Genomic DNA, 26,402 nt, shown 5'->3' on the forward strand with positions numbered 1-26,402 from the left:
CTGTCGCGAGGCATGCAGTCCGTGCCGCCGCCAATCGCAAAGAACACCATCATGCAACACCTGAAATACCTGACCGGCTACCCGCCAGCGCTGCAAGAAAAAGTTAAAAAACTGATAGCCGACGAGCAACTGGGCCCCTACCTCACGAAGCGATACCCCGGCGAGCACAAGGTGCAAACAGACCGGGCCCTTTACGAGTACTGCGCAGAGCTCAAGCGCGAACACCTTCGCAACGGCGCGCAGATCGACAAAGTCACCTACGACAGCAAGCTCGACGTAGTGCGCCATGCTCTCGGCCTTCACACGAGCATCTCGCGCGTGCAAGGCGGCAAACTGAAGGCCAAAAAAGAAATTCGCATTGCCTCGCTATTCAGGGACGCCGCGCCGGAATTCCTGAAAATGATTGTCGTGCATGAACTCGCTCATCTGAAGGAAAGCGATCACAACAAGGCGTTCTACCGTCTCTGCGAGTTCATGCAACCGGGCTACCACCAGATTGAATTCGATCTGCGCCTGTATCTCACGTACCGCGATCTGACGAAGAAACCGACCTGAGCATCAAGCTTCAGGTGCGGTGCAGGCCCACGTGTGTAAACAGGTGTTTCGCTGCGTGTCAGGTTCGCGTGGTCGCAAGCGTCGCCGTACCGGCGACATACGCGGCCTCTGCTGCGCCTTGATGCGCCGCCGCGCCTGTCGAATCCGCGTAAGCCTGTTCGCGCGCCAGGCTCAGGCGGAACTGCCTGCAGCCGAACCACAACAGCACGGCGGCCAGCAGCGTGGCGACCAGGTTGACGATTGGCATCGAGCTGCCGACGGCTTTGGGTGAACGTTGATGTGCCCGCCTATCGGGAAAAACGGCTTGCTGAATTCGGGCACGCGCTGGATAGATTGGGGCTTTTGCCGGCATTCAACGCCGCCAATTGAAGCTGAGGGGCTCAACGTCCGCAGCGCTGCATCAAGCAGCAATGGTCTCAACCGTCTCAACCGCTGACGCCGTCAACAACACCGGAATCGATTTCGAAGTCGGCGTCCCCGCGCCATCGGCCACCGAAGACAGCGGCACCAGCGGATTGGTTTCCGGGTAGTAAGCGCCGAGACACCCGCGCGGAATGTCGTAGTCCACCAGCAGGAAACCGGCCGCATGACGCTCGATTCCGTCGGCCCATACGCTCGTGATATCCACGCGCTGACCCGCAGCGAAACCCAGCATCGCGAGATCGTCCTTGTTCGCGAACAGCACGCGCCGCTGTCCATACACACCGCGATAACGGTCGTCGAGGCCGTAAATCGTCGTGTTGTACTGATCGTGTGAACGTGTCGTCATCAAGGTCATCAGACGCTCGCCGTGCTCCGCGCGCGCTCGATGAATCGGCGTGTCGACGTCAATCGCATGCACCAGGAATTGCGCCTTGCCGCTCGGCGTTTTCCAGATCCGCTCGCGCGAGGCCACACCGAGGTGAAAGCCGCCCGGGTTCTTCAGGCGCTCGTTGTAGTCCTGGAAGCCTTCGATCACCTGCGCGATGCCGTCGCGAATCAGCGCATAGTCGGCGGCCTGGGCGAGCCAGTCGACCTTGTCGTTGCCGAGCGTGGCGTGCGCCATGCGCGCGACGATGGCAATCTCCGACAACAGGTTCTCCGAAGCCGGCTTGTTCATGCCGTACGAGATGTGCACCATGCTCATCGAGTCCTCGACGCTCACGCCTTGCGGCACACCGTTTTGCAGATCGATCTCGGTGCGCCCGAGCGTCGGCAGAATCAGCGCGTCGCGGCCGTGCACGAGGTGGCTGCGGTTCAGCTTGGTCGTGATGTGCACAGTCAGGTCGCACGAGCGCATCGCTTCCCACGTGCGCGGCGTGTCCGGCGTCGCGATCGAAAAGTTGCCGCCGAGGCCGATGAACACCTTCACCTTGCCATCGAGCATCGCCTGGATCGTGTTGACGACGTCGAGTCCATGCTCGCGCGGCGGCTCGAAATCGTAGACTTCGCCGAGCCGGTCGAGGAACGCCTGAGTCGGTCTTTCTTCGATGCCGACCGTGCGGTCGCCCTGCACATTCGAGTGTCCGCGCACCGGGCACAAACCCGCGCCGCGGCGGCCGATATTGCCGCGCATCATCATCAGGTTCGACAGGATCTGCACGGTCGGCACGGAGTTCTTGTGCTGCGTGAGGCCCATACCCCACGTCGAAATCACCGCACGGCCCTTCACGTAGATGTCGGCGAGCTTCAGCACGTCTTCAAACGGCACGCCCGATTCGGCGACGATGGTGTCCCAGCTTTCGGCACGCAGATCGTCGGCGAACGCATCGAAGCCGATCGTGTGTTCGGCGATAAACGCGACGTCGAGGACACGCGCGAGACCCGAGGCCAACGCTTCGTCGTCGAGTTCGATCACACGTTTGGCGACGCCCTTGATCAGCGCGAAATCGCCGCCGACTTTCGGCCGGATGAACACGGAGCTGATCTTCGTGCTGCCCATCGTGATCATCTCGACCGGATGCTGCGGGCTTGCAAAGCGATCGAGTCCTCGTTCCTTCAGCGGATTGATGGACACAATGGTCGCGCCGCGCTTCGCGCACTCACGCAGTTCGCCGAGCATGCGCGGATGGTTGGTCGCCGGATTCTGGCCGAAGATCAGGAGCGTATCGGCGTGCTCGAAGTCGTCGAGCGTGACCGTGCCCTTGCCGATGCCGACCGTGTGCGGCAAGCCGCGGCTGGTCGCTTCGTGGCACATGTTCGAGCAATCGGGAAAATTGTTGGTGCCATACATACGCACGAACAACTGGTACAGGAAGGCGGCTTCGTTGCTGGCGCGGCCCGAGGTGTAGAAGGCTGCGCTGTCGGGATTGTCGAGTCGCTTCAGGTGAGCGGCGATGAGGTCGAAGGCTTCGTTCCAGCCGATCGGCACGTAACGGTCGCGCACGGCGTCGTAGACGAGCGGGTCGGTCAGACGGCCATGTTGCTCCAACTCGAAATCAGACTGCGCCATCAGTTCTTCAACCGTGTGCGCCGCGAAAAAAGCCGGCGTCACGCGCTTGCTGGTTGCCTCGGCCGCCACGGCCTTGACGCCGTTTTCGCAGAACTCGAAGGTCGACGCATGCTCTCGGTCCGGCCATGCGCAACCCGGGCAGTCGAAGCCGTCCGGCTGGTTCTGTTTGAACAGCATGCGGTAGTCGCCGCCCGTGACCTTTTCCTTGATCAGGTTGATGGCGACGTATTTGAGCGCGCCCCAGCCAGCGGCGGGGTGGGTGTACGGTTCGATGCGAGCTTCGGGTTTCTTCATGATCTTGCCGCTGGATGTGGCCTGGGTGGCTTGGACGAGGCTTTTATGCCGATGCACAGAAGCCTACTGTGTTCCAAAAGCAGCGCAGCATACAGAAAATCGGAAAGCGGAGGGATACAGTTGCCGTCTATTTGTCATAGACTGGCGTTCCCGCCCACGCGTTTGTTTGAGCCAGGTCCTTGAAACTGTACGAAAAACTCGCCGATGAAATGACCGAAGCCGTGCGCCGCGGCGTCTTCGCGGCGGGCGAGCGGATTCCGTCGGTGCGTCAGGCGAGCCAGCAGCACGGCGTCAGCATCAAGACCGTGCTGCACGCTTACGCGTTGCTGGAAAGCCGGGGGATTGTCGAGACGCGCCCGCAGTCGGGCTATTTCGTGCGTGACGCGGCGGCGGTGGCGACGGCGGCCGCACTCGACGCGCCGCGTCTGAGCCGCCCGCCGGCAACCCAAACGCCACCGGTGGCCGCCGAGGTCGACGTGAGCCGCCTTGTGCTGTCGACGCTGCGCAGCATCCGCGCGCACGACGCTGTGCCACTCGGCTCGCCGTATCCTGATCCGTCACTGTTCCCATGGCGGCGCATCAACCAGTACGCGAACGCGATCGCCCGGCGCCACGCGAGCTGGAATCTGATCGACGACCTGCCGCCTGGCAATCCCGAGCTGATCCGCCAGATCGCACGGCGCTATGCGGAGAACGGCGTGCCGGTCGACCCGGACGAAATCATCATCACGCTCGGCGCGACGGAGGCAATCAACCTCAGCTTGCAGGCGGTCGCCAAACCGGGCGATACCGTCGCCGTCGAGTCGCCGACTTACTACGCGATGCTGCACGCGATCGAGCGTCTCGGTATGCGCGCCATCGAAGTGGCGACGCATCCAGTCCACGGTATCGATATCGAGGCGTTGGCCGAGGTTATCGCCCGGCAGAAAATCGCTGCGTGCATGGTGATGCCGAACTTCCAGAATCCGCTCGGTTTCCAGATGCCGGACGCGCGCAAACAGCAGTTGGTCGAATTGCTCGCCGCGCACGAGATTCCTGCCATCGAGAACGATGTCTATCAGGAGCTGTACTTCGGCGAGACGCGGCCGTCGACTTTGAAGAACTTCGATACCAGGGGGCTGGTGCTGCATTGCGCATCGTTCTCGAAGAGCCTGACCGCTTCATACCGGATTGGCTGGGCAATGCCAGGGCGCTATCGCGCGCAGGTCGAGAAGCTGAAGTTTCTCAACACGCTGACTACGCCTTCGGTGCCGCAAGTTGCCGTCGCCGATTACCTTCGGCAGGACGGCTACGACCGGCACCTAAGGCACGTGCGCAAGGTCTACCGGCAGCAGGCGAGCATCATGATGGCGATGGTGCGGCGGTTTTTTCCGGCGGGCACACGCATGTCGACGCCGCAAGGCGGGTACGTGCTGTGGGTGGAGTTGCCCGAACAGGTCGATTCGATGCGGCTCTATCAGGCGGCGCTCGCGTGCAGCATCACGATTGGGCCGGGCATGATGTTTTCGATGCGCAACGATTTTCGCCATTTCATCCGGCTCAATTACAGCTATCCGTGGACGGCGCAGACCGAGGCGGCATTGAAGACGCTGGGTGAACTGGTGTCGCAGATGGCTTGATAGGGCCTGAAAAAACGACGAAAACGAGGAGACACTCACGATGGAAGACGATGAACTCGACCCGGTGCTGGTGGCCGTGCTGGCGCAGTTGTGGCGCGCGTATCAGGAGACGCCTGGCGGCGCGTGGTCGCTCGCCAAGCTTTCCAAGCAGGCGAACGTGCCGATGAGCGGCTTGCGACGGCAGTTGACGGCGCTGGTCGACGGCGGTCTGGTGGACACGACCTTCAACGAGGAGGGCACGGGGACGGCGCGCTTAAGCGAGATCGGCCTGGGTTTGTGTGCGGAGTTATTCGGTGAGGGCAGTCCGCCTGACGATGAGCAGTCAGACCCGCCGCCACAGGTCCACTGAGTTGAGTTGCCGCTGAATCCGGCACGAGGGCGACGGTTGCGCCCTCATGCGTTTCCGGGGGACGGCGGTCGCCGTGCGCGCCTGCCGCCGCCCTTGCGCGGATCGCCTTAAAGCTGGCTCATGCCGCCATCGACGATGATTTCCGTGCCGACGATAAAGGCCGACTCCGGCGCCGCGAGGTGCAGCACCGTCGAGGCGATCTCCTCCGGCGTGCCGAAACGGCCGGCCGGAATCTGGCTGAGAATCTGCGCGGCCGTTGTTTCGAGCGTGGCGGCGTCGAGACCGAGCTTGCCGTACAGCGGCGTTTGCACGGGTCCCGGACTCACGACGTTGACGCGTACACCCAAGGGCAGCAATTCCGACGACAACGTCCTGGCCAGCGAAATCACCGCCGCCTTGCTCGCGGCATAGACCGACGAGGCCGGCATGCCGATACGCGCGTTGATCGAACCGTTGATGACGATCGAGGCGCCACGATTGAGCAAGGGCAGCAGCGACTGGATCTGGAAGTAGGCGCCTTTGACATTGGTGTTGAACATCGCGTCCCAGAAGGCTTCATCGACATCGGGGAAGGCGGCGAACTTCGCCGTGCCGGCGTTCACGAACACCGCATCGAGCCGGATACCGGCGGCGCTGATTGCTGCCGCCAGTTCGCGCGCCGAAGCGATCGAGCCGGCGTCGTTACGCACGGCGACGGCGTTGGCGCCGAGCGCGGCCTTCGCGGTTTCGAGTGCGTCAGCGTCGCGGCCGGTAATGACGACACGGGCGCCTTCATCGGCAAACGCCTTCGCGGCTGCGAAGCCAATGCCGCTGCTGCCGCCGGTGACGAGAACCGATTTACCTTGGAAGCGAGTCATTTTGTTTCTCCGAAAGAGTGTTACGGGTTGGTGTAAGTCATATTGCGCGTGCACTGAGCGCTTGCCGTACCATTTCGCCGATGTACTCGTTCGAGAATTTCGAACATGTTTCCGGGGTACCAAAATACAGATTTCGTTATGGGCGAGATAACGGTAAATAATTTTTCCGCTGAAATTGACCTTCGAATATGGCCCCCTATGCTGGAGCCTCGCCCGGGACAAATCCGGGCGCCATGGCAGGCACCTGGAAACCATCTTCGGAGAATTCATGAAAGCAAAGCTGACGCGAGTGCTGCATCACTCATTGCGCATCAAAACCGTCCGGACCGTTCTCGCCGCAGCGCTCGGCGCGTCCCTCGCGTTCACCGCCGGCGCGGCGGCCGCCGCGACCGCGCAGCCGCTCGGCATCGCCTTCGTCTACCTCGGCAATCCGGGCGACGCCGGCTGGACCTATGCGCATGAGCAGGGCGTGAAAGAGGTCGAGGCGAAATTCGGCGACAAGATCAAGGTGACGCGCGTCGAGAACGTGCCGGAGTCGGCGGATTCGGAGCGCGTGTTTCGCGATCTGGCGTCCAAGGGCAACAAGATCGTGGTCGGTTCGAGCTTCGGTTTCCAGGATTTCGAGCTGAAGGTCGCCAAAGACTTCCCGGACGCCGTGTTCGAACATGCGACCGGCTACAAGAAGGCCGCCAACTTCGCCACCTATGACGTGCGGACCTATCAGAGCGCCTACCTGGCCGGGCTGGTCGCCGGTTATACGACGAAGTCCAACACGCTCGGCTTTGTCGGCTCGGTGCCGGTGCCGGAAGTGGTACGCAACATCAACGCGTTCACGATGGGTGCGCGCTCGGTCAACCCGAATGCGCGCGTGAAGGTTGTGTGGATCAACAGCTGGTTCGACCCGGGCCGCGAAAAGCAGGCCGCCGAGACGCTGATTGGCCAGGGCGCCGATGTGCTGATCCAGAATACCGATTCGACGGCGACGATGCAGACAGCCGAACAGAAGAAAGTGCATGCATTTGGCTGGGACTCCGACATGAAGAAGTTCGGTCCTAACGCGCAGCTGGGTGCATGCGTGAGCAACTGGGGTGTGTATTACACGCATCTGGTGCAGCAGGTGATGGCGGGTACGTGGAACAACTCGCCGGTGTGGTGGGGGCTGAAAGAGAAGGCGATCGATCTGGCCGACATCAACACGGACGCGGTGTCGCCGACGGCGCAAAAGGCGTTGAACCAGAAGCGTGACGACATCATCTCAGGCAAGTTCAATCCGTTCGCCGGTCCGATCGCGGATCAGTCCGGCGTGGTGAAAGTCGCTGCGGGCAAATCGTTGAGCGACGTGGAGCTGCTGCGATTGAACTGGTTCGTGCAAGGCGTGGACGGCTCGCTGCCGAAGTAATCATTTGATTTGGTTGACTAACTATTATTAAAGGAGATCGCCCGTGAGTCTTACCGTCCCGAACAATGCCGGCGCCGAAGGTGCGGCGGCAACCTATCCGCCGCAGGGTTTAACGCCGACGCCCGAGCAGATCGTGCGGCATCTGCGGCATTCGAGCCGGGTGGCCGAGCGGGCGACGCTGCTGGGACACCATCCGTTCGGCGCGGTGCTGATCGGCCCGGATCAGGAGACCGTGTTGATGGAGCAGGGCAATGTCGACACGGTCAATCACGCCGAGTCGGTGCTCGCGCGCGTGGCAGCGTTGAATTTCACGCCGGAGTACTTGTGGAGCTGTACGTTGTACACATCGGTCGAGCCTTGCTGCATGTGCGCCGGCACCATGTATTGGGCCAATATCGGCCGCGTCGTGTTTGGCATGACCGAGAAGCGCTTGCTGGAGGCGACCGGCGATCATGCCGAGAATCCGACCATGAGCGTGGATTGCCGGTACGTGTTTGACCATTGCCAGAAGCCCGTCGAGGTCATCGGCCCAGTGGCCGAGGTGGAGGCGGAGGTGATGGCGGTGCAGCGGCGGTTCTGGAGCGGCAGGTAGCGCTATTGCGTTTCCGCCGGTGCGAGCATGGCCAGCCCGCAGAACCAGTCGCCGCCGTGCGGCTGATATTTCCACCGGCCATTGTTCTCCTTGATCACCGTGGAACACTGGTCATTCACGACGATCCCGGGATTCGCCGCGGTGCATCGAAGCATCGCGGTCCCGGTTTGTTGTAGCGCGGGCATCACGGCCTTACGTTTCGGGTCCGGTTCGGCGGGTCCGTCCGGTTCCTCCACGGTTCCCGTTCGCATGCTTTCGATCAAGCGTTGCAGTTCTTCGATCCGCGCCGCATACCACGTCCCCAGACACGCCGCATCGCGGCAATTCGCTTCCCGCCACGCCCATTTGCTGTCACTGTCAGTGAGGAACGCGCGACGGTTGATGACTCGCCGCCGTGCTTTCCAGTACAGTTGCCCAAGCGTGTCATCGAGTTTCGAGAGTGCCGGGTCGTTGCAGATCATCCGTTCGGTGAGCGAGCGTCCCCTGCTGCAATCGAAGCTGGTAGCGTGAGCGGGCAGATGCGTGAGCATCAGTGCGGCGACAAAGATAGGGCGGAGAATTTTCATGGTGGTCCCGGCAGCGCATGGATTTTTCATGCAAGAGATGATCGGCCGAGTTGCCGGAACACAGACGCTCGAAAACAGCGTGAGTTCGGGTGGGTGATTACCAGATCTTGCCTTGCGCGGGCCGCACACAGGCATGGATGCCTATGCGGGACGTGAACAACGGGAGAAGAAATGAAACAACACCTCGTGCCATGGCTTTGCGCAGCGGCTGGCCTGCTGGCCTTGCCCGCAGTGGCTTCTGCGCAGTCGCAGGCTTACACGAACGGCAGCGTCAATGTGCGCGCCGGTCCTGCATCGGATTACCCGGTCGTGACGCAGTTGCCGGGCGGTGTGCCGCTTACCGTGATGGGTTGCATCAGCAACTACCAATGGTGTGACGTTGCGGCTCCGAACCTGCGCGGTTGGGTCTATGCGGCGCGGCTCAGCTATCCCTATCAAGGCAGCAATGTGCCGGTGCTGAACTACGGCACGGTGATCGGCCTGCCGATCGTCACGTTCTCGATCGGGACTTATTGGGGCAATTACTATCGGGGCCGGCCGTGGTACGGCCAGCGGTCGCGCTGGGCGCATCATCCGCCCCCGCCGCCGCCGAGACCCGGTGCCGGACGGCCACCAGGGGGCCGTCCGCCAGGTGGGCCGCCACCTGGGAACGGGGGCGGGCGTCCACCGGGCGGCCGGCCGCCGGGGAATGCGGGTGGGCGTCCACCAGGGGGGCAGCAGCCGGGTAAGCCGGGCGGGCGTCCGCCGGGCGGCCAGCAGCCGGGTAATCCAGGCGGGCGTCCACCAGGCGCCCGGCCACCGGGGAACGCCGGCGGGCGTCCCCCAGGCGGCCAGCAGCCGGGTAATGGAGGTGGCCGTCCCCCGGGAGGTCAGCAAGGCGGCGGGAATAATCGCCCTCAAGGCGGGTCCTAGCACGATTGCCGGATTCGTCGTGTTAAGGGTGTTGTCGCTTCATTAGTTGACCGGATGGTCGGCCGGGCCTATGCATCGCGATTAAAGTACGCCGGTCTCGCGTAAACCCCGGTGCGCCGCGTACACTAACTTGCCGATGTGGGGTTAGGGGGCGCACAGATGAAACGCGAAGCGACGTCGGATTACACGATGGGAGCAACGCCTGAGGGCACCCGCTACGGGCCGAATCTGGCCGAAGGGGTGCTGGCGTCGGAGCGTACGGTGTTGCGGCTGATTACGCGCAACACCCCGCTGCCGGAATTGCTCGACGAAGTATGCCGCCGCGCGGAAGCGCTGCTCGGCGAGGGTGCAACCTGTTCGATCCTGCTACTGGACGCGGACGGCATACGCGCGCGCGTGGGCGGCGCGCCATCGCTGCCGGCGCACTTCAGTGCCGCGATCGACGGCGTCGCGATCGGCCCACGGGTCGGCTCCTGCGGCACCGCGATGTACGAGCGGCGCATGGTCGCCGTCGAAGATATCGAAACCGATCCGTTGTGGGCCGATTTCCGCCACCTCGCTTTGCCGCTCGGTTTGCGCGCATGCTGGTCGGTACCGTTTGAAAACGATGCCGGCACGGTGCTGGGGGCGTTCGCGGTCTATCACCGCACGTCGCGCCGTCCGAGTGCCGAAGAAGCCGCGATGCTGTATGACATCGGCCACAGTGTCGGTCTTGCCGTTCATCAGGACGCCATGGCGCAACGCCTCGCGCACAGCGAGGAGCATCACCGGTTGGTGGTGGACCATCTGAACGAAGGCATTATCGTGCAGTCGCGCGACGGCATCGTGCTGGCCTGCAATCCGAGCGCGCAACGCATCCTGCGCGCGGGCGCCGACCTGATCGGCCACGACATTCTGACGGTGATGGTGCGTGCGTATCACGAGGACGGTTCCATCGTCACCGAGGGCGATCGCCCGACCACTCAGGTGCTGGCGACCGGCAAACCCCTGCTTGGCATCACGATCGGTCTGGAGTTGACCGACGGCGATATCGTCTGGATTACTGAGAATGTCGTGCCGATCATCAAGCCGGGCGACAGCGAACCCAGTTCCGTGCTGATCTCGTTTACCGACATCGGGCCGGTGCGCGAGGCGCAACGGCAGCTCAAGTTTCTGGCCACCCGCGATCCGCTCACCGGTCTTTACAATCGCGCTTTCCTGGCCGAGCGAATGCGCGATCTGTTCGAGCCGGGTGAGATGGCCGGGACGGGCGAGCTGGTGCGGGTCGCCGTGCTGTTCGTCGATCTGGACGGTTTCAAGAAGGTCAACGACACCGCCGGTCATGAAGCCGGGGATGCGCTTCTATGCAGCGTCGCGGAGCGGCTGTCGGCATGCGTTGCACAAGGCGACACGCTCGCGCGCGTGGGTGGTGACGAGTTCGTGATCGCGGTCAGCGCTTACGAAAACACGGGTCATCTGATCGCGCTCGCCCAGCGCATTCTCGACACGATCGCGGTGCCGTTCGCGGTGGCGGACAACGAGTACTACATGGGCGCGTCGATCGGCATCAGTCTGTTTCCCGAAGACGGCCAGGACGTGGCTACGCTAATGCGCAACGCCGACTCGGCGATGTACCACGCGAAACAATGCGGCCGCAACAATTTTCAGTTTTTCACGGCCGAGCTGAATCAGCATCTGCAACGCCGCTTCATGATCGAGCAGGCATTGCGCCGCGCGCTCGCCAGCGGAGAACTGAGCCTCGTATATCAGCCGATCGTCGACAGCCAGTGCGGCCGCACGATTGGCGCCGAAGCACTGCTGCGCTGGTACAACCCCGAGCTGGGGAATGTCTCGCCAGTGGAATTCATCCCGGTGGCCGAAGACGCAGGCCTGATTGTCGAGATCGGCGCCTGGGTGCTGGCGCGGGCCTGCGAGCAGGTCGCGCAGTGGCGGCGCACGCTGGCGCCGGATTTGATCGTCGCGGTGAACCTGTCACCGCGCCAGTTCAAAGGTGGTCTGGTGGAGCGGATCGAGTGCTTGCTCGAGCAGTCCGGGCTCGAACCGGAAGCGCTGGAGCTGGAGATTACCGAGCGGCTGTTGATGAGCGACAGCGACGCCGTCTTGCCGATGCTCACAGCGTTGAACGCGATGGGCGTGCGAATTTCCGTTGACGATTTCGGCACCGGCTATTCGTCGCTGTCGTATCTGAAGCGGTTCCCGCTGCATAACCTGAAGATCGACCGCTCCTTCGTGGCGGGGTTGCCGGATCATCGCGATTCGATTGCGATCACGCAGGCGGTGGTGGCGATGGCCCATTCGCTTGGCATGAATGTCACTGCTGAGGGTGTGGAGACTGCCGAACAGGCGGCATTCTTGCGCGGAATCGCTTGCGACAAGCAGCAAGGGTACTTTTACAGTCGGCCGGTGGGGGCGAGTGCGTATGCGCGTAGTTTGTGTGACACGCAGTTGAGGCTGGCCGGCGCGTCCTGACTGTCCTGACGCCGCCGGCCACGGCCAGCCACGCCGCAAACCCACTTTGCCAGGCGGGCTAATACGGCATTCACATACGGCATTCTCGTCAATCGGACCTTGCCGCCGCGAGCACCCGGATTCGATTGTTCAGTTTGACGAACAACTGACTTCGCGTTCCTGGTATTTATCCGCGGCCCCGGTCTCCCTAAAATCCTCCCATCGAATGTAAATTCCGCGCTGTGCCGAAGCGGCCCTGCGCAATGGGAGCCGCTATGCCAGCTTTGATCAGGAACCAGCTTTATCGGCCGTCGGTGGTCCTGCCGATGGTCGCCCTCATGCAGGTGATGGTGTCGCAGGATTTCAACCTCGGGCAGGTCGGTTGGGTTGTTGCGGCGCGCGGCGCGCAGGCCGCGCTGCAGCGCTCGCGTGAATTGATCTGCGCCGTCCACTGCCCCGACTGAACACAATCGGGCGCGATCCGCGCCAATTGGGCTGCGCCGGCCCCTCAACGGGGCGAACACGAATAGCTAGCCGGTGCGCCGGCTTGCATCGCGCAACAGAAATAACCGGAAAGGGCGATCACGGCAACGCGAGGCACTAAGGGTAAGATGCAACGACCTGCACCCCAGCCTCGGGAGATCTGCCATGCCACAGCACTTCGACGCAGTCGTGATCGGCACGGGACAAGGCGGCGCGCCGCTCGCGGTCCGTCTCGGTCAAAGCGGCCGTAAAACCGCGGTCATTGAACGTGGGGCGTTTGGCGGAACCTGTGTGAATGTCGGCTGCACGCCGACCAAGTCTTATGTGGCGAGCGCCCGGGCAGCCCACGTGGCGCGCCATGCTGCGGATCTGGGCGTGCAGGTGAGCGGCGCGGTCAGCGTCGATCTGGCAGCGGTCAAGGCGCGCAAGGACGGAATCATCGGCCAGTCGCGCGACGGCGTCGAGAAATGGTTGCGCGGCGCGGATAACGTCACCGTCTTCAACGGCCACGCGCGCTTCACCGGCGCGCATGCGCTTGTCATCAACGGCCCGGACGGCGCGGCGCCCATTGAACTCAGCGCCGACGAAATCTTCATCAATACCGGTACGCGCGCGGTCGTGCCGCCGCTCGAAGGGCTCGAGCGCATTCGCTACTACACCAACTCCAATCTGCTCGAACTGACGGAATTGCCGGACCATCTGGCGATTGTCGGCAGCAGCTATATTGCGCTCGAATTCGCGCAGATCTTTCGCCGCTTCGGCAGCCGGGTGACGGTGCTGGTACGCGGCGAGCGCGTGCTCACGCGCGAGGATGCCGACTTCGCCGGCTCTGTGCAGAAGGTGCTGGCGCGTGAAGGAGTCGAGTTTGTCTTCGGCGTGCAGCCTTCGCGGGTCGAACCGCATCCGCATCGCGACAACGAGGTGTGCATCGGCTTTGAGCAGAACATTCCCGCGCTCGAAGCGTCGCACCTGCTGTTCGCCACCGGCCGTGAACCGAACACCGACGACCTCGGCCTCGACGCCGCCGGCATCGCAACGGACAGGCACGGCACGATTCCCGTCGACGGCCAGTTGCGCACCAACGTGCCGGGCATCTGGGCGATCGGCGACGTCAACGGACGCGGCGCCTTTACCCACACGTCCTACGATGACTTTCAGATCGTTACGGCCAATCTGCTCGACGGCGGCACGCGCAGCGTCGACACGCGAATCATGGCGTATGCGGTGTTTGTCGACCCGCCGCTCGCGCGCGTCGGGCTCTCGGAGGCCGACGTGCGCAAGGACAGCCGCGACGCGCTGATCGCCACCATGCCGATGACGCGGGTAGGCCGCGCCCGCGAACGCGGCGAGACCGACGGATTCATGAAGGTGCTGGTGGACGCGCGCAGCAAGCAGATTCTTGGCGCGGCGATTCATGGCATCGAAGGCGACGAAGCGCTGCACACGTTCATCGACATCATGACGGCCGGCGCACCGTATCCGACCTTGCAGTACGCCATGCACATTCATCCGACCATCAGCGAACTGGTGCCGACTTTGCTCGATGGGCTCAAACCGATGAAATAAGCACTGCACCCGGTAGCGAGCCGGGTGATGAGCGAGCCGGTCGTAATGGACGTAGTGGACGTAATGGACGAAAGCGCGCAGCGAACGCAGGTGGCGGGCATAGCCGGAGCATGAGCGATGAAATGCACAATCGGTAGCGGCAATCTCTTCGATCTTAGCGCGCCGGCGAGCCCTGACGAGCAAGTCGACGCGCTCGTCGAAGAAGCCGGCGTGAGCATCGAGCGGATCGTCTCGAGAGGGCACGCAAGTCCACCGGGCTTCTGGTACGACAGTCCGCGCGCCGAGTGGGTCGCGCTGCTGGGCGGCGCGGCGACGCTCGAATTTGAAGGCGAGCGTGAGCCGTATCCGATGAAGCCGGGCGACCATGTGCTGATCGAAGCGCATTGCCGGCATCGGGTGGCGTGGACGAGCGACACGGAGCCGAGCGTGTGGCTAGCGGTTCACTACCCTGGTGTTCGCCACTGAGTGACTATCAAACGGTGTCGAATGGCGCCAAACGGCGCCAGACGACTTGATTGCCAATGACCGATAGCTGAGATCACGGCGCCATAACGGGATTAAACTCGAACTGGCACGTATCCTGGAGCAAGATCATGACTGATGCCGACCCCAAAAGCACTTTTCGCGGTCTTCCGTTGACCCCGGAACAGGACGCGGAAGTCAGGCACTACATAAAAAAACAGAAGCAACAGGGCGTCGAGTGGGACACGCCGGAACTGGAGTCCATGCTTCGGGACATGCTGGATCCCCCGGGCGATGACGACGCAGAATTCGATCCCATTTTCGACGAAACGAAAGCCGCCGCGGAACGTGCGGCGGCCTCGATCGACGAAGCCATGGACCCGATCGAAGCGAGCGAAGAGCGCAACGCAGCGATGGAAATCGAGGCGATGAAAGGCTTGAGACGCTGAGCTGGCAGCGCAGAACCACCGGCGAGCGGCGCCTATCGGCCCGGCGGAGGACGGTCGCGAGTTGGCTACGAATCAGGAAAACAAAACATGAGCATCAGCATTGTCCAGCTCGGGTCTCCGAGGGCAGCCGACGAAGGGCTGCGCATCGGCACCGTTCGGCGGCCGCCGCGCGGCGTACCCAGGACGGAATTCGCCACGCGCGACTATTACGATGTGTGGCTGCCTAATCTGTCGCCTGATGCGGAATTGATCAAGGAAGCCAAGGCGGCCACCAGCGACGCCGATTGGGCCGCGTTCGCGAAAAAATTCCGGACGGAGATGAATGGCAGCGAAAACGCCAAGGTGTTGGACCTGCTCGCCGCTTTGTCAAAAACGACGAACTTTTCCGTTGGCTGCTACTGCGAGGACGAAAGCCACTGTCATCGCAGCATTCTTCGTCAGTTGTTAAACGAGCGGGGCGCGCTGATAAGGTGACGCGTGCCTACGCGGCCGGCCGGTATTCGACAAGCCCTGTTGTGATCGCCGATAATCGGCGGCGTGCGGGCCTGCATGGGTATGCTTGGGTGGGCCTGGATCTCCGTCATGCTGCGGGTCCGGCGGGCAATTGCCGTGCGCCATGCCGGCAAGCACATCTGTTCACACTCACGATTACACAATCAGGAAACCGACCGATGGGCAAGGGACGCGTCGAAGCCTTCAGCGATGGCGTGATCGCCATTATCATCACGATCATGGTGCTTGAGTTGAAGGTCCCAGACGGCTACGATCTCGCCGCGCTGCGCCCCATGATCCCGGTGTTCTGCGCCTACGTGCTGAGTTTCATCTATGTCGGCATCTACTGGAACAATCATCATCACTTGTTCCATGCCGTGCAGAAGGTCAATGGCGCGGTGCTATGGGCCAATCTCCATCTGTTGTTCTGGCTGTCGCTGCTACCGGCTGTCACGCATTGGGTCGGCGCAAACCATCTCGCTGCCTGGCCGACCGCCATGTACGGCGCTGTGCTGTTCATGTCGGCGATTGCCTATTTCATTCTCACCCGCGTGCTGATCCGCGAGCACGGCACGGAGTCGACCATCGCGAAGGCGGTCGGCAGTGACTTCAAGGGCAAGGTCTCGGTCGTCATCTACCTGGCGGGCATGGCGCTCGCATTCGTTCAGCCGTGGCTCTCCGCTGCGCTCTACACGCTGGCCGCGGCGTGGTGGCTGGTGCCCGACCGGCGCATCGAACACCTGATGGAAGCATAAGCATGTTACTTGCGCTCAAGCTCGCGCTGGTGCCCGCGTTTCTCGCCGCGCTGACCGTGGCGGGACGTGTGTGGGGACCGTCCGTGGCGGGATGGCTGGCGGGGCTGCCGGTGGTGGCCGGCCCGATCGTGTTGCTGCTCGCGCTGGAGCGTGGGCCGGCATTCGCGGCGCAGGCGTCGGCGGCGTCGATCGCGGCGATTGCCGCCTCCGAGGCGTTCAATTTTGCCTATGCATGGACTTGCCGGCGTTCAGCGTGGCCATTGGCGCTGATGGCCGGCATGCTCGGATGGGTCGGCGTGGCGATGTTGCTCACGCATCTGCCGGGTGGACTGATGTGGGCGGTGGCCGCGGGCTGCGCCGCTGTCGCCATTTCGCAAAACGGCTTGCCGCGAGTCTCGGGCCACGTACCGGCGGTGCGCCTCGGGCTCGGCGATCTTGTGCTACGCATGCTCGCCGGCGCGCTGCTGACGGTTGCGGTGACCACCCTGTCCGCATCGATGGGTGCGACGTGGAGCGGGCTGCTGTCGGTGTTTCCGTTGCTCGGCATCGTGCTCGCGGTGTCGGCCCAGCGTGCGCATGGCGCGGACTTCGTCGCGTTGTTGATGCGTGGCATGGTGATTGGCCGCGGCTCGTTCGCGGCGTTTTTCGCCGTGACTGCGACGATGTTGCCGCATTACGGCGTGTGGCTGAGCTTTGCGTGTGCGGCAGGAGTGTCGATGGCGGTGCAGGGGGCGACCAGGCGCTTGCTTCGCGCGAAGCCGCAGCCGCAGGTGTTGGCGCGGGAATATGCAGAACAGCAGCCGGCAGAGTGAGCGCGTGAACTTGCCGAATCGCTGCAGACAGATTGAGCCTTTGAATTTTCGAGCACTTCCATGAGCGGTGAGCGCGTGAATCCGCTGGATCGCTGCCGGCAGACTGAGGCCGTTTGGCCGATACTCACATCATGACTTCGCGTACGCAAAGCTCCTCAGTCACCCGAATCGGCCTGATCTCCGATACGCACAACCTCGTGCGTCCTGAAGCCCTGCAATACCTCGCCGGGTGCGATGCGATCATCCACGCGGGCGATATCTGCAATCAGGCCGTGCTCGATGCACTTGCGAAGATCGCGCCGGTCACTGCCGTGCGCGGCAATAACGACATCAACGAGCCGGTTGCCTCGCTGCCGACACACGCAAAGCTAACCGTGCAACAGGTGACGATCCTCGTCGTGCATGACATCGCCGACGTGGGCGGCGATCCGCGCCGTGAAGGCATCGACGTTGTCGTGACGGGGCACTCGCATAAGCCCGCGATCAGCGAGCGCGACGGGGTGCTGTTCGTCAATCCAGGCAGTGCCGGACCGAGGCGTTTCAAGCTGCCGATTTCCGCCGGCATGCTAGTTATTCAAGGCGCGCACGCAAGCGCGACATTCGATTCCCTGCTGACATAAAAAACGGGCCGGCAAATCTGCCGGCCCGTTCCTGGACACGTTAACGCGCAACCCAGGTTCAGGCACGCGCCGTAGCCGCGGCAGCGTAGTTTTCGTCCATCTCCTCCGCCTCGCGCTCGCCGCGGAGCACCGCATGCGCTTCCGCCCGCGTCGCGACACAAGGACCCGAGCCGAGCAGCGGCTTGCGAGCCGTTTCACGCAGTGCGAACACCGACACGATACCGATCAACGATGCGCCCATCAGGTAGTACGCGGGCATCATCAGATTGCCGGTGCTGTCGACCAGCCATGCCGTCACGAGCGGCGTCGTCCCGCCGAACAGCGACACCGAAATGTTGAAGCCGATGGCGAGCGCACCATAGCGGATCTTGGTCGGGAACAGCGCCGGCAGCGCCGACGGCATCACGCCGGTGAAGCACGACAGCAGCACGCCGAGGATCATCAGGCCGCCGAACACCGGCAGCACCGTGCCCATGCGGATCAGCCACAACGCGGGAATCGACAGCAGGAACAGACCCACGCAACCGAACAGCATCACCGGTTTGCGGCCAATCTTGTCGGACAGATGGCCGGCTGCCAGCGTCATCGGCATCATCAGCACCATCACGAGCAGCACGAGGAAAAGGCCGTGCGTTTCGTTGAAGTGCAGCGTGGCCGACAGATAGCTCGGCAGATACGAGAGCGCCATGTAATCGGTGACGTTGAAGATCAGCACGAGGCCGACGCACAGCAGAAGCGGCTTCCATTGCTGCATGAGCAATTCGCGGAAAGATTGCTTCGGGAGCGCTTTGTCTTCGGCTTCGCGTTGCTCGGCCTGCTTCTTGAACGCGGGCGTTTCTTCGAGCTTCATCCGGATGTACAGGCCGACCAGACCCAGCGGGCCCGCGATCAGGAACGGCACGCGCCAGCCCCACGAGAGCAGCGCGTCGTTGGAGAGCGTCGCTGTCAGGATCACGACCGTGCCCGCGCCGAGCACATAGCCGATCAGCGTGCCGAACTCGAGGAAGCTGCCCATGAAGCCGCGGCGCTTGTCCGTCGAGAATTCGGCGATGAAAGTGGCGGCCCCGCCGTATTCACCACCGGTCGAGAAGCCTTGCACCAGTCGCGCGACCAGCAGCAATGCCGGCGCGAAAATGCCGATCGTCGCGTAGCTCGGAATCAGGCCGATCGCGAAGGTGCCGACCGCCATCATGATCATCGTCATGGCCAGCACACGCTGACGGCCGATACGGTCGCCCAGCGGCCCGAACACCATGCCGCCGAGCGGCCGCACGAGGAACGCCGCGGCAAACGTGCCGAAGGTGGCGATCAACTGGGCGGACGGACTCGACGACGGGAAGAACACTTTGCCGAGCGTGACAGCAATGTAGCTGTACACGCCGAAATCGAACCATTCCATCGCGTTGCCGAGCGCCATGGCGCCGACGGCCCGCTTGAGGAGAGATTTGTCGACGACGGTGATGTCGTCGAGTGAGAGGCGTTGTTCTTCTTTGTGGTGTCGCCAGAAGCCGTTGCTGGAAGCGGTCAAGGTGAAAACTCCAATGACTGCGACGAAACTCATGAAAACGCGCATGAATGTTCCGCCACGGGTGCTGGGGAAGTGCAGTTTCGCGAGCAGCGCGATGGCGTCTCTCTCACCCGGAGGCGATAGAGGAAATGGGCGTGAGAAAGAAAACAGAACGCCCGTGCCTCGCGAACGAATCGCGAAAAAACACTCGTCTAGATTGTGCTGACTGTTGCATCTGCGTGGCCGTGGAAGGGGGGCAGATGCATGAGGACGCTGGGGTGGCTGAAAGCTGGCCCACGCGCCGCTGGAAGGCTCGAAACGAAAAAGGCCGGTTGTTTTATTCGCCGCTCAGGGTGAGATCAGACGGGGAAACGACCGACAAGCCTTCTTGTATAAAAACTGTCCGATTCAGCGTGGCGGCGTACCGGAAGGGCACGGCGAACCAGTTTGAAAAGAACGCGACTGCGGATAAAGCGCGGATGAAATGCAGGTGAATTGCTGTTGGAACGATGCACATGTTAGCACGATAACAGAGGATCGTGCAAACTCAGGGATCAGCGGGAGGTCTCGGGAAGGCGCTCAATCCCTTGCCGGGTGGGGGATTGAGCGGATTGCGGCCGTATGGAAAGAAGGCTTAAAAACGACCCGGAATGTACCGGTTGGTGAAGCCGGCGGCGTTCTGGAGAAGGGGCGGCAAACGAAAAAAACGGGCGGGAAGTCGGACGAGAAAGTGGACAAAAGAAGCGGGCGAAAAAAATCCGCGCACGCGGCGCGGATTTTCGTCTGGCTCTATAGGGCGATCGAGGCTGAACGCCGGGCCGAAAGCAGTTACTCCGCTGCCGGCGGCACGTAGCCCTGTGCCGTATCCGCGCCTTCGCCGAAGAAGAACTTTTCGGTCTGCTTCATCAGATATTGGCGAGCGCGCGGATCGGCCATGTTCAGGCGATTTTCGTTGATCAGCATGGTCTGCTGCTTCAACCAGGCTTGCCAGGCTTCCTTCGAAATGCTTTCGTAGATCCGCTTGCCAAGGTCGCCCGGAAGCGGCGGGAAATCGAGGCCTTCGGCTTCCTTGCCGAGCTTCGCGCATTGAACCGTACGAGTCATGCTGTGCTTCTCCTTTAATCGATATGGGGGCGGGCAGTCGCTTTATATGGGGACGCTCAGAGCTGTTTCATCAGCACGAGCGACTTGCGTTGCCAGTTATAGAGTCGGCGGCGGTCTTCCGGCAGGTCGTCGACCGTGACCTTGACGAAGCCGCGCTTGAGGAACCAGTGTTCGGTGCGGGTGGTGAGCACGAAAATCCGCGTGAGGCCGCGTGCCCGTGCGCGTTGTTCGATGCGTTTGAGCAGGCGCTCGCCGTCGCCGGTGCCTTGCGCTTCGGGCGCGACCGTGAGACACGCCATTTCGCCGATGCGCTCCTGCGGGTACGGATACAGCGCCGCGCAGCCGAACAGCACGCCATCGTGCTCGATCACCGAGAAATGGTCGATGTCGCGTTCGATCTGGTGGCGCCCGCGCCGTACCAGCGTGCCGTCGGATTCGAGCGGCTCAATCAGCGAGAGAATGCCGCCGACGTCGTCCGGTGTGGCTTCGCGCAGGCTTTCGAGGTTCTCGTACGAGATCATCGTGCCCACGCCGTCGTGCAGGAACAGTTCGAGCAGCAGGCTGCCGTCGAGCGCGTAGGGGATGATGTGCGCCCGTGCCACGCCGCCGCGGCAGGCGCGGATCGAATGCTTCAGATAGAAAGCGGCGTCGCCGGTGACTTCGCCGCTTTCATGCAGCTTGTAGGCGTCGTCGAGCGATAGTTCGCGGACCAGCTCGGGACCTTCCTCGCCGGCTTCCATCAGGCCAGGCGTTTCGGTCAGGAACACAATCTTGTCGGCGCGCAGCGCAATGGCGGCAGCCGAGGCGACATCTTCCATCGACAGATTGAAGGCCTCGCCGGTGGGCGAGAAGCCGAGCGGCGACAGCAGCACCAGCTTGCGGCTCGCGAGCGAATGACGGATCGAATCCGCGTCGATCTTGCGCACCACGCCGGTGTGGGCGAAATCGACACCGTCCAGAATGCCGACCGGGCGCGCCGTCACGAAGTTGCCGGACACCACGCTGATGTGCGCATGCGCCATCGGCGTGTTCGGCAAGCCCTGGCTGATCGCCGCTTCGATATCCAGACGCACTTCGCCGGCCGCTTCTTTCGCCGACTCCAAAGCACGCGCGTCGGTAATGCGCATGCCGTGCGAAAACTCGGATTCCACGCCGTGCAGGCTCATCTGCTCTTCGACCTGCGGCCGCGAGCCGTGCACCAGCACGATCTGGATGCCCATGGCCTGGAGCAGCGCGATATCGGACACGAGCGCATTGAGGAGCCCCTGATGCACCACCTCGCCGCCGAAACCGACGACGAACGTCTTGTTACGGAACGCATGGATGTAAGGAGCGACTGAACGCATCCAGTCGACGAATTGCGCGTGCTGGGCGAGATCTTCCGTCGCTCCGGCGGGGGCCGGAACGCTCGCGGGCGCGGGGACGAGGTCGGTTTGGGAATTCATGCCGGGGATTATAATGCGCCCCCATGTCGAATGTACCCAAAAGTCCCGCTACGGCGAACGAGAATGTGGCGCCGGCCGCCGATCAGGTGAACACCGGCGACGCCGCGCGTCGTAATGCGCAGGACGCCAACCGCAACACGCCGGAAACGGCGCGCGAGTCACGCCGTGCCGTAGAAGGCGCGGATGTGTCTGCGCAGAAGAAAAACCACCCGCAGGGCGCGCGTCGTGAAGTGGGCGCGCAGATGCCGAAAGCGGCTCATGAGGGGCGCAAACAGTCGCCGCAAGGCGAAGCTTCGCGCAGGCCACCGAATGCCGGTGGCACGGCGCAGCCGGCGCGCCGCGATGAAGGGCACGCGCAAAACGCGTCTCGCGGCCAACGTCCGCAGCAAGGCGATGAGCGGCGCGGGCAGTCTGCCAGTGCGAGTGTGCCGAATCAGCCAAATCAGTCGAAGCGCGGCGATGGCCACACTAGCCACACTAATCAGCACGGCCGCGCACGGGCTCAAGGCGGCGAGCCTAACCGCGAACCCGGTGCGCCCGCGCAGAAATCGCCGCAAGCAAGCGATGCGCAAGGCGGCCAGCCCCGTCGCGAACCGCGGCCGCCGCGCGCTCAACGCGTCGTCGAACCGAACCCGATTCCACCGATCACCTTCCCCGAAGCGCTGCCGGTGTCCGGCCGCCGTGAGGAAATCTCGCGCGCCATCGCGCAGAATCAGGTCGTGATCGTGTGCGGCGAGACCGGCTCGGGTAAGACGACGCAGTTGCCGAAAATCTGCCTCGAACTCGGCCGTGGTCTCGGCGCGGGCGGGACCGGTCTGATCGGCCACACGCAACCGCGCCGGATCGCGGCATCGGCGACGGGCCGCCGTATCGCCGAAGAACTCGGCACGCCGTTCGGCGAAGTGGTCGGTTACAAGGTGCGTTTTACCGACAATCTTTCGCCCGGCGCGTCGGTCAAACTGATGACCGACGGCATTCTGCTCGCCGAAACGCAGACCGATCCGCTGCTGAAAGCCTACGACACGCTAATCATCGACGAAGCGCACGAGCGCAGCCTGAACATCGATTTTCTGCTGGGCTATCTGAAGGAAATCCTTGTCAAGCGGCCCGATCTGAAGCTGATCGTGACCTCGGCCACAATCGACGCGGATCGCTTTGCCCGCCATTTCGGCCGTGACGACAAGCCCGCACCGGTGATCGAGGTGAGCGGGCGCCTATATCCGGTTGAAGTGCGGTATCGCCCGGTCGCGGAGGACAGCCCGGCGGTTAAAGCGGCTGAAGGTTCTTCTTCATCGTCGTCGTCGCGTGAACGGCCGAAGACCCAGCGCGAAACCGATCGCGATCTGATGGAAGCGATCGTCGACGCGGTCGACGAGCTGTGCCGCGAAGGCCCCGGCGACGTGCTCGTGTTCCTGCCCGGCGAGCGCGAGATTCGCGATGCCGCCGAGGCGCTGCGCAAGCATCATCCGCCGCACACGGAAATCTTGCCGCTGTTCGCGCGGCTCTCCGCGGCCGAACAGGAGCGCGTGTTCCGCACCTCGAACGCGCGCCGCATCGTGCTCGCGACCAACGTCGCCGAAACCTCGCTGACCGTGCCGGGGATTCGCTATGTGGTCGATACGGGCTTGGCGCGCGTGAAGCGTTACTCGTACCGCAACAAGGTCGAGCAGTTGCAGGTCGAGTCGATTTCGCAGGCCGCCGCGAATCAGCGGGCAGGGCGTTGCGGCCGTGTCGCCGATGGCGTGTGTATCCGTCTGTATGAGGAAAGCGACTTCCAGGGCCGCGTGCGCTTCACCGATCCGGAGATTTTGCGTTCGTCGCTGGCGTCGGTGATTCTGCGCATGAAGTCGCTGCATCTGACGGCGATCGAAACCTTCCCGTTCATCGAACCGCCGCCTGGCCGTGCCATCGCCGACGGCTATCAGTTGCTCAACGAACTGGGTGCAGTCGACGACGACAACCAGCTCACGCCGCTCGGCCGCGAACTCGCGCGCTTGCCGCTCGATCCACGCGTCGGCCGGATGATTCTCGCCGCGCGCGATCAGCAGGCGTTGAAGGAGGTGCTGATCATCGCCAGCGCGCTGTCGGTGCAGGACCCGCGCGACCGGCCGATCGAAGCGCAGGAGCAAGCCGACCAGGCGCATCGCAGGTTCGCCGACGAGCGTTCCGAGTTCCTCCAATGGCTGAAAATCTGGAACTGGTTCGAAGAAGCGATTACGCACAAGAAGTCGAACAAGCAACTGCACGATGAGTGCCGCAAGAACTTCCTGTCGCAACTGCGTCTGCGTGAATGGCGCGACGTGCATTCGCAACTGTTGACCGTGGTGCGCGAGCACGGCTGGCGTCTGAACGAGGCCGAAGCGACTTTCGAACAGATTCATCTCGCGCTGCTCACGGGTTTGCTCGGCAACATCGGCCTGAAAGCCGACGACGAGCCGTATTTCCTCGGCGCGCGCAGCATCAAGTTTTACCTCTGGCCTGGCTCGGCGCTGGTGAAGAAGGCCGGAAAGTGGGTGATGGCCGCGGAACTGGTCGAGACGAGCCGTCTGTACGCACGCTGCATCGCGAAGATCGAGCCGGAATGGATCGAGAAGATCGGCGAGCATTTGCTGAAGAAGTCGTTGTCGGAGCCGCATTGGGAAAAGCGCGCGGCGCAGGTGTCGGCGTTCGAGCGCGCGATGCTGTACGGCCTGCCGATTTATCACCGGCGGCGCGTGAGCTTCGGCAAACAGGACCCGGCGCGTGCGCGCGAGCTGTTCATCCGTGGCGCGCTGGTGGAAGGCGAATTCGATACGAAGCTTGCGTTCTTCGCGCATAACCGCAAGCTGCTCGCCGACATCGAGCAACTGGAACACAAGTCGCGCCGCCAGGACGTGCTGGTTGATGATGAACTGATTTTCGGTTTTTACGATCAGGCTTTGCCGCAAGGCATTTACACGGGCGCGTCGTTCGAGCGCTGGTATCGCGATGAGGTTAAGAAGAGCGGCCAGCCGGAAGACAAGCTGCGTTTGCTGTATCTGTCGCGCGACGATCTGATGCGGCACGAAGCGGCCGGCGTGACGACCGACCTGTTCCCGAAGCGGATGACGATGGCGGGCGTCGAGATGGCGCTTACGTATCACTTCGAACCCGGCTCGCCGCGCGACGGCGTGACGCTTGCGGTGCCGCTCTATGCGCTCAATCAGGTCGATGCACGGCGCTGCGAATGGCTTGTGCCCGGCATGCTGAAAGAGAAGACGCAACTTCTGCTGAAATCGTTACCGCAGAAGCTGCGGCGCCATTGCGTGCCGCTGCCTGAGTTCGCTGCAGGTTTTGTCGAACGGCACGGCGGCCCGCGCTTCGGCGCGGGCGGTTTGCTCGAGTCGCTGATTGCCGACATTCGCGAGCAGACCCAGGTCGCCATGAAGCAATCGGACTTCAAGCTCGAGACGCTGACGCCCCACCTGTTCATGAACTTCAAGGTCATCGACGAGCATGGCCGACAGCTCGCGATGGGCGGCAATCTCTCGCAACTTCGCGCTGAACTAGGCGGACAGGCGCAGCAGCATTTTCAAAAGATCGCTTCCGGTGCAGCGGGAGTGGCATTGGCGGATGCGGGCGGCGGCAGCGTGGCGGTTGGTTCGCACGCGGCGGCCCCAGCAGGCGTGCCAGGTGGTGCGGTGTCGCGGGGCAAGGGCGCTGCTGCGTCCAATCCGCAAACGGTCTCGCAAGGCGGCGGTGCAACGGTCACCGCGCTTTACGAGAAACTCACCACGTGGAATTTCGGCAAGCTCCCCGAGTTGCTGGAAATTCGCCGCGGCGGACAAACCCTGTTCGGCTATCCGGCGTTGGTGGATCGCGGCACGCACTGCGACGTCGAAGTATTCGATTCACCGGACGAAGCCGCGCGCATCCATCGCGCCGGATTGCGGCGTCTCTTCGGGTTGCAGTTGAAGGAGCCGATCAAGTATCTGGAGAAGAACCTGCCGGGTTTGCGCGAAATGGCGATGCAGTTCATGCCGCGCGGCACGCAGGAAGAACTGCGCGATCAACTGATCGACACCGCGCTCGACCGCGCCTGCCTGCAAGACCCGCTACCGGCCGACGACGTCAGTTTCCACACGCGCCGAGACGAAGGCCGCAGCCGTCTGACTTTGCTGGCTCAGGAAATTGCCCGCCTCGTCGGGCAGATTCTCAGCGAATACGCGACGGTCACGAAAAAGCTGGTGCAGGCGAAGACGTTCACGGCGGCGCACGCGGACATGCAAAACCAACTGGATGGCCTGATCGGCAAACGCTTTGTGGTGGATACGCCGTATGCGCAGTTGGCGCACTTTCCGCGCTATCTGAAGGGCATTGCGCTGCGCATCGACAAGCTGAAAGCGGACTCCGCGCGCGATGCACGGCAGTTCGCCGAATTCCAGCCGCTCCTGCAGCACTACCAGCGCGCGCTCGCGCAACGCGGCGGCGTGCTGGACACGCGCCTGTCGGAATTCCGCTGGCTGCTCGAGGAGTTGCGCATTTCGCTGTTCGCGCAGGAGCTTCGTACGCCGATGCCGGTTTCGGTTAAGCGTCTTTACAAGGTGTGGGAATCGATGCAGCGCTGAGCGGGGAGTGGGGTGGCGCGCTGCGCGCGCCTGCTCCACGTGTGCGGTGCGGACTGTGAGGCGCAACGCTTTTGCAGCGTGCATAAAAAAACGCGCGAT

Annotated in this window: 23 protein-coding genes; 16 read left to right on the forward strand and 7 right to left on the reverse strand. The window is 62.9% G+C overall.

Going from position 1 to position 26,402, the window contains the following annotated elements; translation table 11 throughout:
- Positions 1-51: 51 nt before the first annotated feature.
- Positions 52-555, forward strand: a complete 504-nt coding sequence (locus KHO23_RS05645) for a M48 metallopeptidase family protein (protein WP_211610052.1) — start codon at positions 52-54, stop codon at positions 553-555.
- Between the two features lie 58 nt (positions 556-613).
- Here KHO23_RS05645 and KHO23_RS05650 read toward each other — a convergent pair whose 3' ends face one another.
- Together KHO23_RS05650 and KHO23_RS05655 are read right to left on the reverse strand one after the other, a co-directional pair.
- Entirely contained in the window at positions 614-802 is a 189-nt protein-coding gene (locus tag KHO23_RS05650) for a hypothetical protein (RefSeq protein WP_211610053.1), read from the reverse strand.
- Between the two features lie 153 nt (positions 803-955).
- The gene (locus tag KHO23_RS05655; RefSeq protein WP_211610054.1) at positions 956-3,280 is read right to left on the reverse strand and encodes an FdhF/YdeP family oxidoreductase; all 2,325 of its coding nucleotides are present in this window, start codon (positions 3,278-3,280) and stop codon (positions 956-958) included.
- 179 nt (positions 3,281-3,459) lie between these two features.
- Between KHO23_RS05655 and KHO23_RS05660 the strand changes: the two genes are divergently transcribed.
- Together KHO23_RS05660 and KHO23_RS05665 are read left to right on the forward strand one after the other, a co-directional pair.
- Entirely contained in the window at positions 3,460-4,899 is a 1,440-nt protein-coding gene (locus KHO23_RS05660; protein WP_211610055.1) for an aminotransferase-like domain-containing protein, read from the forward strand.
- 40 nt (positions 4,900-4,939) lie between these two features.
- Complete coding sequence (locus tag KHO23_RS05665) at positions 4,940-5,248, forward strand: helix-turn-helix transcriptional regulator (protein ID WP_211610056.1); 309 nt, start codon at positions 4,940-4,942, stop codon at positions 5,246-5,248.
- A 107-nt stretch (positions 5,249-5,355) separates the two neighbouring features.
- Here the strand turns inward: KHO23_RS05665 and KHO23_RS05670 are convergent, their stop codons facing one another.
- Positions 5,356-6,105, reverse strand: coding sequence for an SDR family oxidoreductase (locus KHO23_RS05670; protein WP_211610057.1), 750 nt, complete (start codon positions 6,103-6,105; stop codon positions 5,356-5,358).
- Between the two features lie 268 nt (positions 6,106-6,373).
- Between KHO23_RS05670 and KHO23_RS05675 the strand changes: the two genes are divergently transcribed.
- Both KHO23_RS05675 and KHO23_RS05680 read left to right on the forward strand, forming a co-directional pair.
- A complete protein-coding gene (locus tag KHO23_RS05675) occupies positions 6,374-7,504 on the forward strand; it encodes a BMP family ABC transporter substrate-binding protein (RefSeq protein WP_211610058.1) in 1,131 nt (376 codons plus the stop codon).
- A 43-nt stretch (positions 7,505-7,547) separates the two neighbouring features.
- Complete coding sequence (locus KHO23_RS05680) at positions 7,548-8,096, forward strand: nucleoside deaminase (RefSeq protein ID WP_211610059.1); 549 nt, start codon at positions 7,548-7,550, stop codon at positions 8,094-8,096.
- Positions 8,097-8,098: 2 nt separating this feature from the next.
- On the opposite strand, the gene KHO23_RS05685 is transcribed toward KHO23_RS05680, so the two are convergent.
- Entirely contained in the window at positions 8,099-8,662 is a 564-nt protein-coding gene (locus KHO23_RS05685; RefSeq protein WP_211610060.1) for a lysozyme inhibitor LprI family protein, read from the reverse strand.
- Between the two features lie 171 nt (positions 8,663-8,833).
- Here KHO23_RS05685 and KHO23_RS05690 point away from each other — a divergent pair, with 171 nt between their 5' ends.
- From KHO23_RS05690 to KHO23_RS05735, 10 genes are all read left to right on the forward strand, one after another.
- A complete protein-coding gene (locus KHO23_RS05690; RefSeq protein WP_211610061.1) occupies positions 8,834-9,574 on the forward strand; it encodes an SH3 domain-containing protein in 741 nt (246 codons plus the stop codon).
- Between the two features lie 159 nt (positions 9,575-9,733).
- Positions 9,734-12,043 (forward strand): putative bifunctional diguanylate cyclase/phosphodiesterase, encoded by a 2,310-nt coding sequence (locus KHO23_RS05695; protein WP_211610062.1) that lies wholly within the window; start codon positions 9,734-9,736, stop codon positions 12,041-12,043.
- A gap of 254 nt (positions 12,044-12,297) precedes the next feature.
- Entirely contained in the window at positions 12,298-12,486 is a 189-nt protein-coding gene (locus tag KHO23_RS05700) for a hypothetical protein (protein WP_211610063.1), read from the forward strand.
- 184 nt (positions 12,487-12,670) lie between these two features.
- Positions 12,671-14,071: an FAD-containing oxidoreductase gene (locus KHO23_RS05705; RefSeq protein ID WP_211610064.1), complete on the forward strand. Its 1,401-nt coding sequence runs from the start codon at positions 12,671-12,673 to the stop codon at positions 14,069-14,071.
- Positions 14,072-14,188: 117 nt separating this feature from the next.
- Complete coding sequence (locus KHO23_RS05710; RefSeq protein WP_211610065.1) at positions 14,189-14,536, forward strand: cupin domain-containing protein; 348 nt, start codon at positions 14,189-14,191, stop codon at positions 14,534-14,536.
- Between the two features lie 128 nt (positions 14,537-14,664).
- Complete coding sequence (locus KHO23_RS05715) at positions 14,665-14,982, forward strand: hypothetical protein (protein WP_211610066.1); 318 nt, start codon at positions 14,665-14,667, stop codon at positions 14,980-14,982.
- An 87-nt stretch (positions 14,983-15,069) separates the two neighbouring features.
- Positions 15,070-15,456 (forward strand): DUF488 domain-containing protein, encoded by a 387-nt coding sequence (locus KHO23_RS05720; protein ID WP_211610067.1) that lies wholly within the window; start codon positions 15,070-15,072, stop codon positions 15,454-15,456.
- A 197-nt stretch (positions 15,457-15,653) separates the two neighbouring features.
- Positions 15,654-16,229 (forward strand): TMEM175 family protein, encoded by a 576-nt coding sequence (locus KHO23_RS05725; protein ID WP_211610068.1) that lies wholly within the window; start codon positions 15,654-15,656, stop codon positions 16,227-16,229.
- A gap of 2 nt (positions 16,230-16,231) precedes the next feature.
- Positions 16,232-17,041, forward strand: coding sequence for a hypothetical protein (locus tag KHO23_RS05730; RefSeq protein ID WP_211610069.1), 810 nt, complete (start codon positions 16,232-16,234; stop codon positions 17,039-17,041).
- Between the two features lie 131 nt (positions 17,042-17,172).
- A complete protein-coding gene (locus tag KHO23_RS05735) occupies positions 17,173-17,661 on the forward strand; it encodes a metallophosphoesterase family protein (protein WP_211610070.1) in 489 nt (162 codons plus the stop codon).
- A 58-nt stretch (positions 17,662-17,719) separates the two neighbouring features.
- Here KHO23_RS05735 and proP read toward each other — a convergent pair whose 3' ends face one another.
- The 3 genes from proP to argA form a co-directional block, all read right to left on the reverse strand.
- Positions 17,720-19,222: a glycine betaine/L-proline transporter ProP gene (gene proP, locus KHO23_RS05740; RefSeq protein ID WP_236066725.1), complete on the reverse strand. Its 1,503-nt coding sequence runs from the start codon at positions 19,220-19,222 to the stop codon at positions 17,720-17,722.
- Between the two features lie 774 nt (positions 19,223-19,996).
- Positions 19,997-20,272 carry an oxidative damage protection protein gene (locus KHO23_RS05745; RefSeq protein WP_154562696.1) on the reverse strand — a complete coding sequence of 92 codons (276 nt, stop codon included), beginning with the start codon at positions 20,270-20,272 and terminating at the stop codon, positions 19,997-19,999.
- Positions 20,273-20,328: 56 nt separating this feature from the next.
- The gene (argA, locus tag KHO23_RS05750) at positions 20,329-21,717 is read right to left on the reverse strand and encodes an amino-acid N-acetyltransferase (protein ID WP_211610071.1); all 1,389 of its coding nucleotides are present in this window, start codon (positions 21,715-21,717) and stop codon (positions 20,329-20,331) included.
- Positions 21,718-21,740: 23 nt separating this feature from the next.
- Here argA and hrpA point away from each other — a divergent pair, with 23 nt between their 5' ends.
- Entirely contained in the window at positions 21,741-26,303 is a 4,563-nt protein-coding gene (hrpA, locus tag KHO23_RS05755) for an ATP-dependent RNA helicase HrpA (protein WP_211610072.1), read from the forward strand.
- The last annotated feature ends 99 nt before the right edge of the window (positions 26,304-26,402 follow it).

The sequence above is a fragment of the Paraburkholderia haematera genome, assembly GCF_905220975.1.
Lineage (GTDB): Bacteria > Pseudomonadota > Gammaproteobacteria > Burkholderiales > Burkholderiaceae > Paraburkholderia > Paraburkholderia haematera.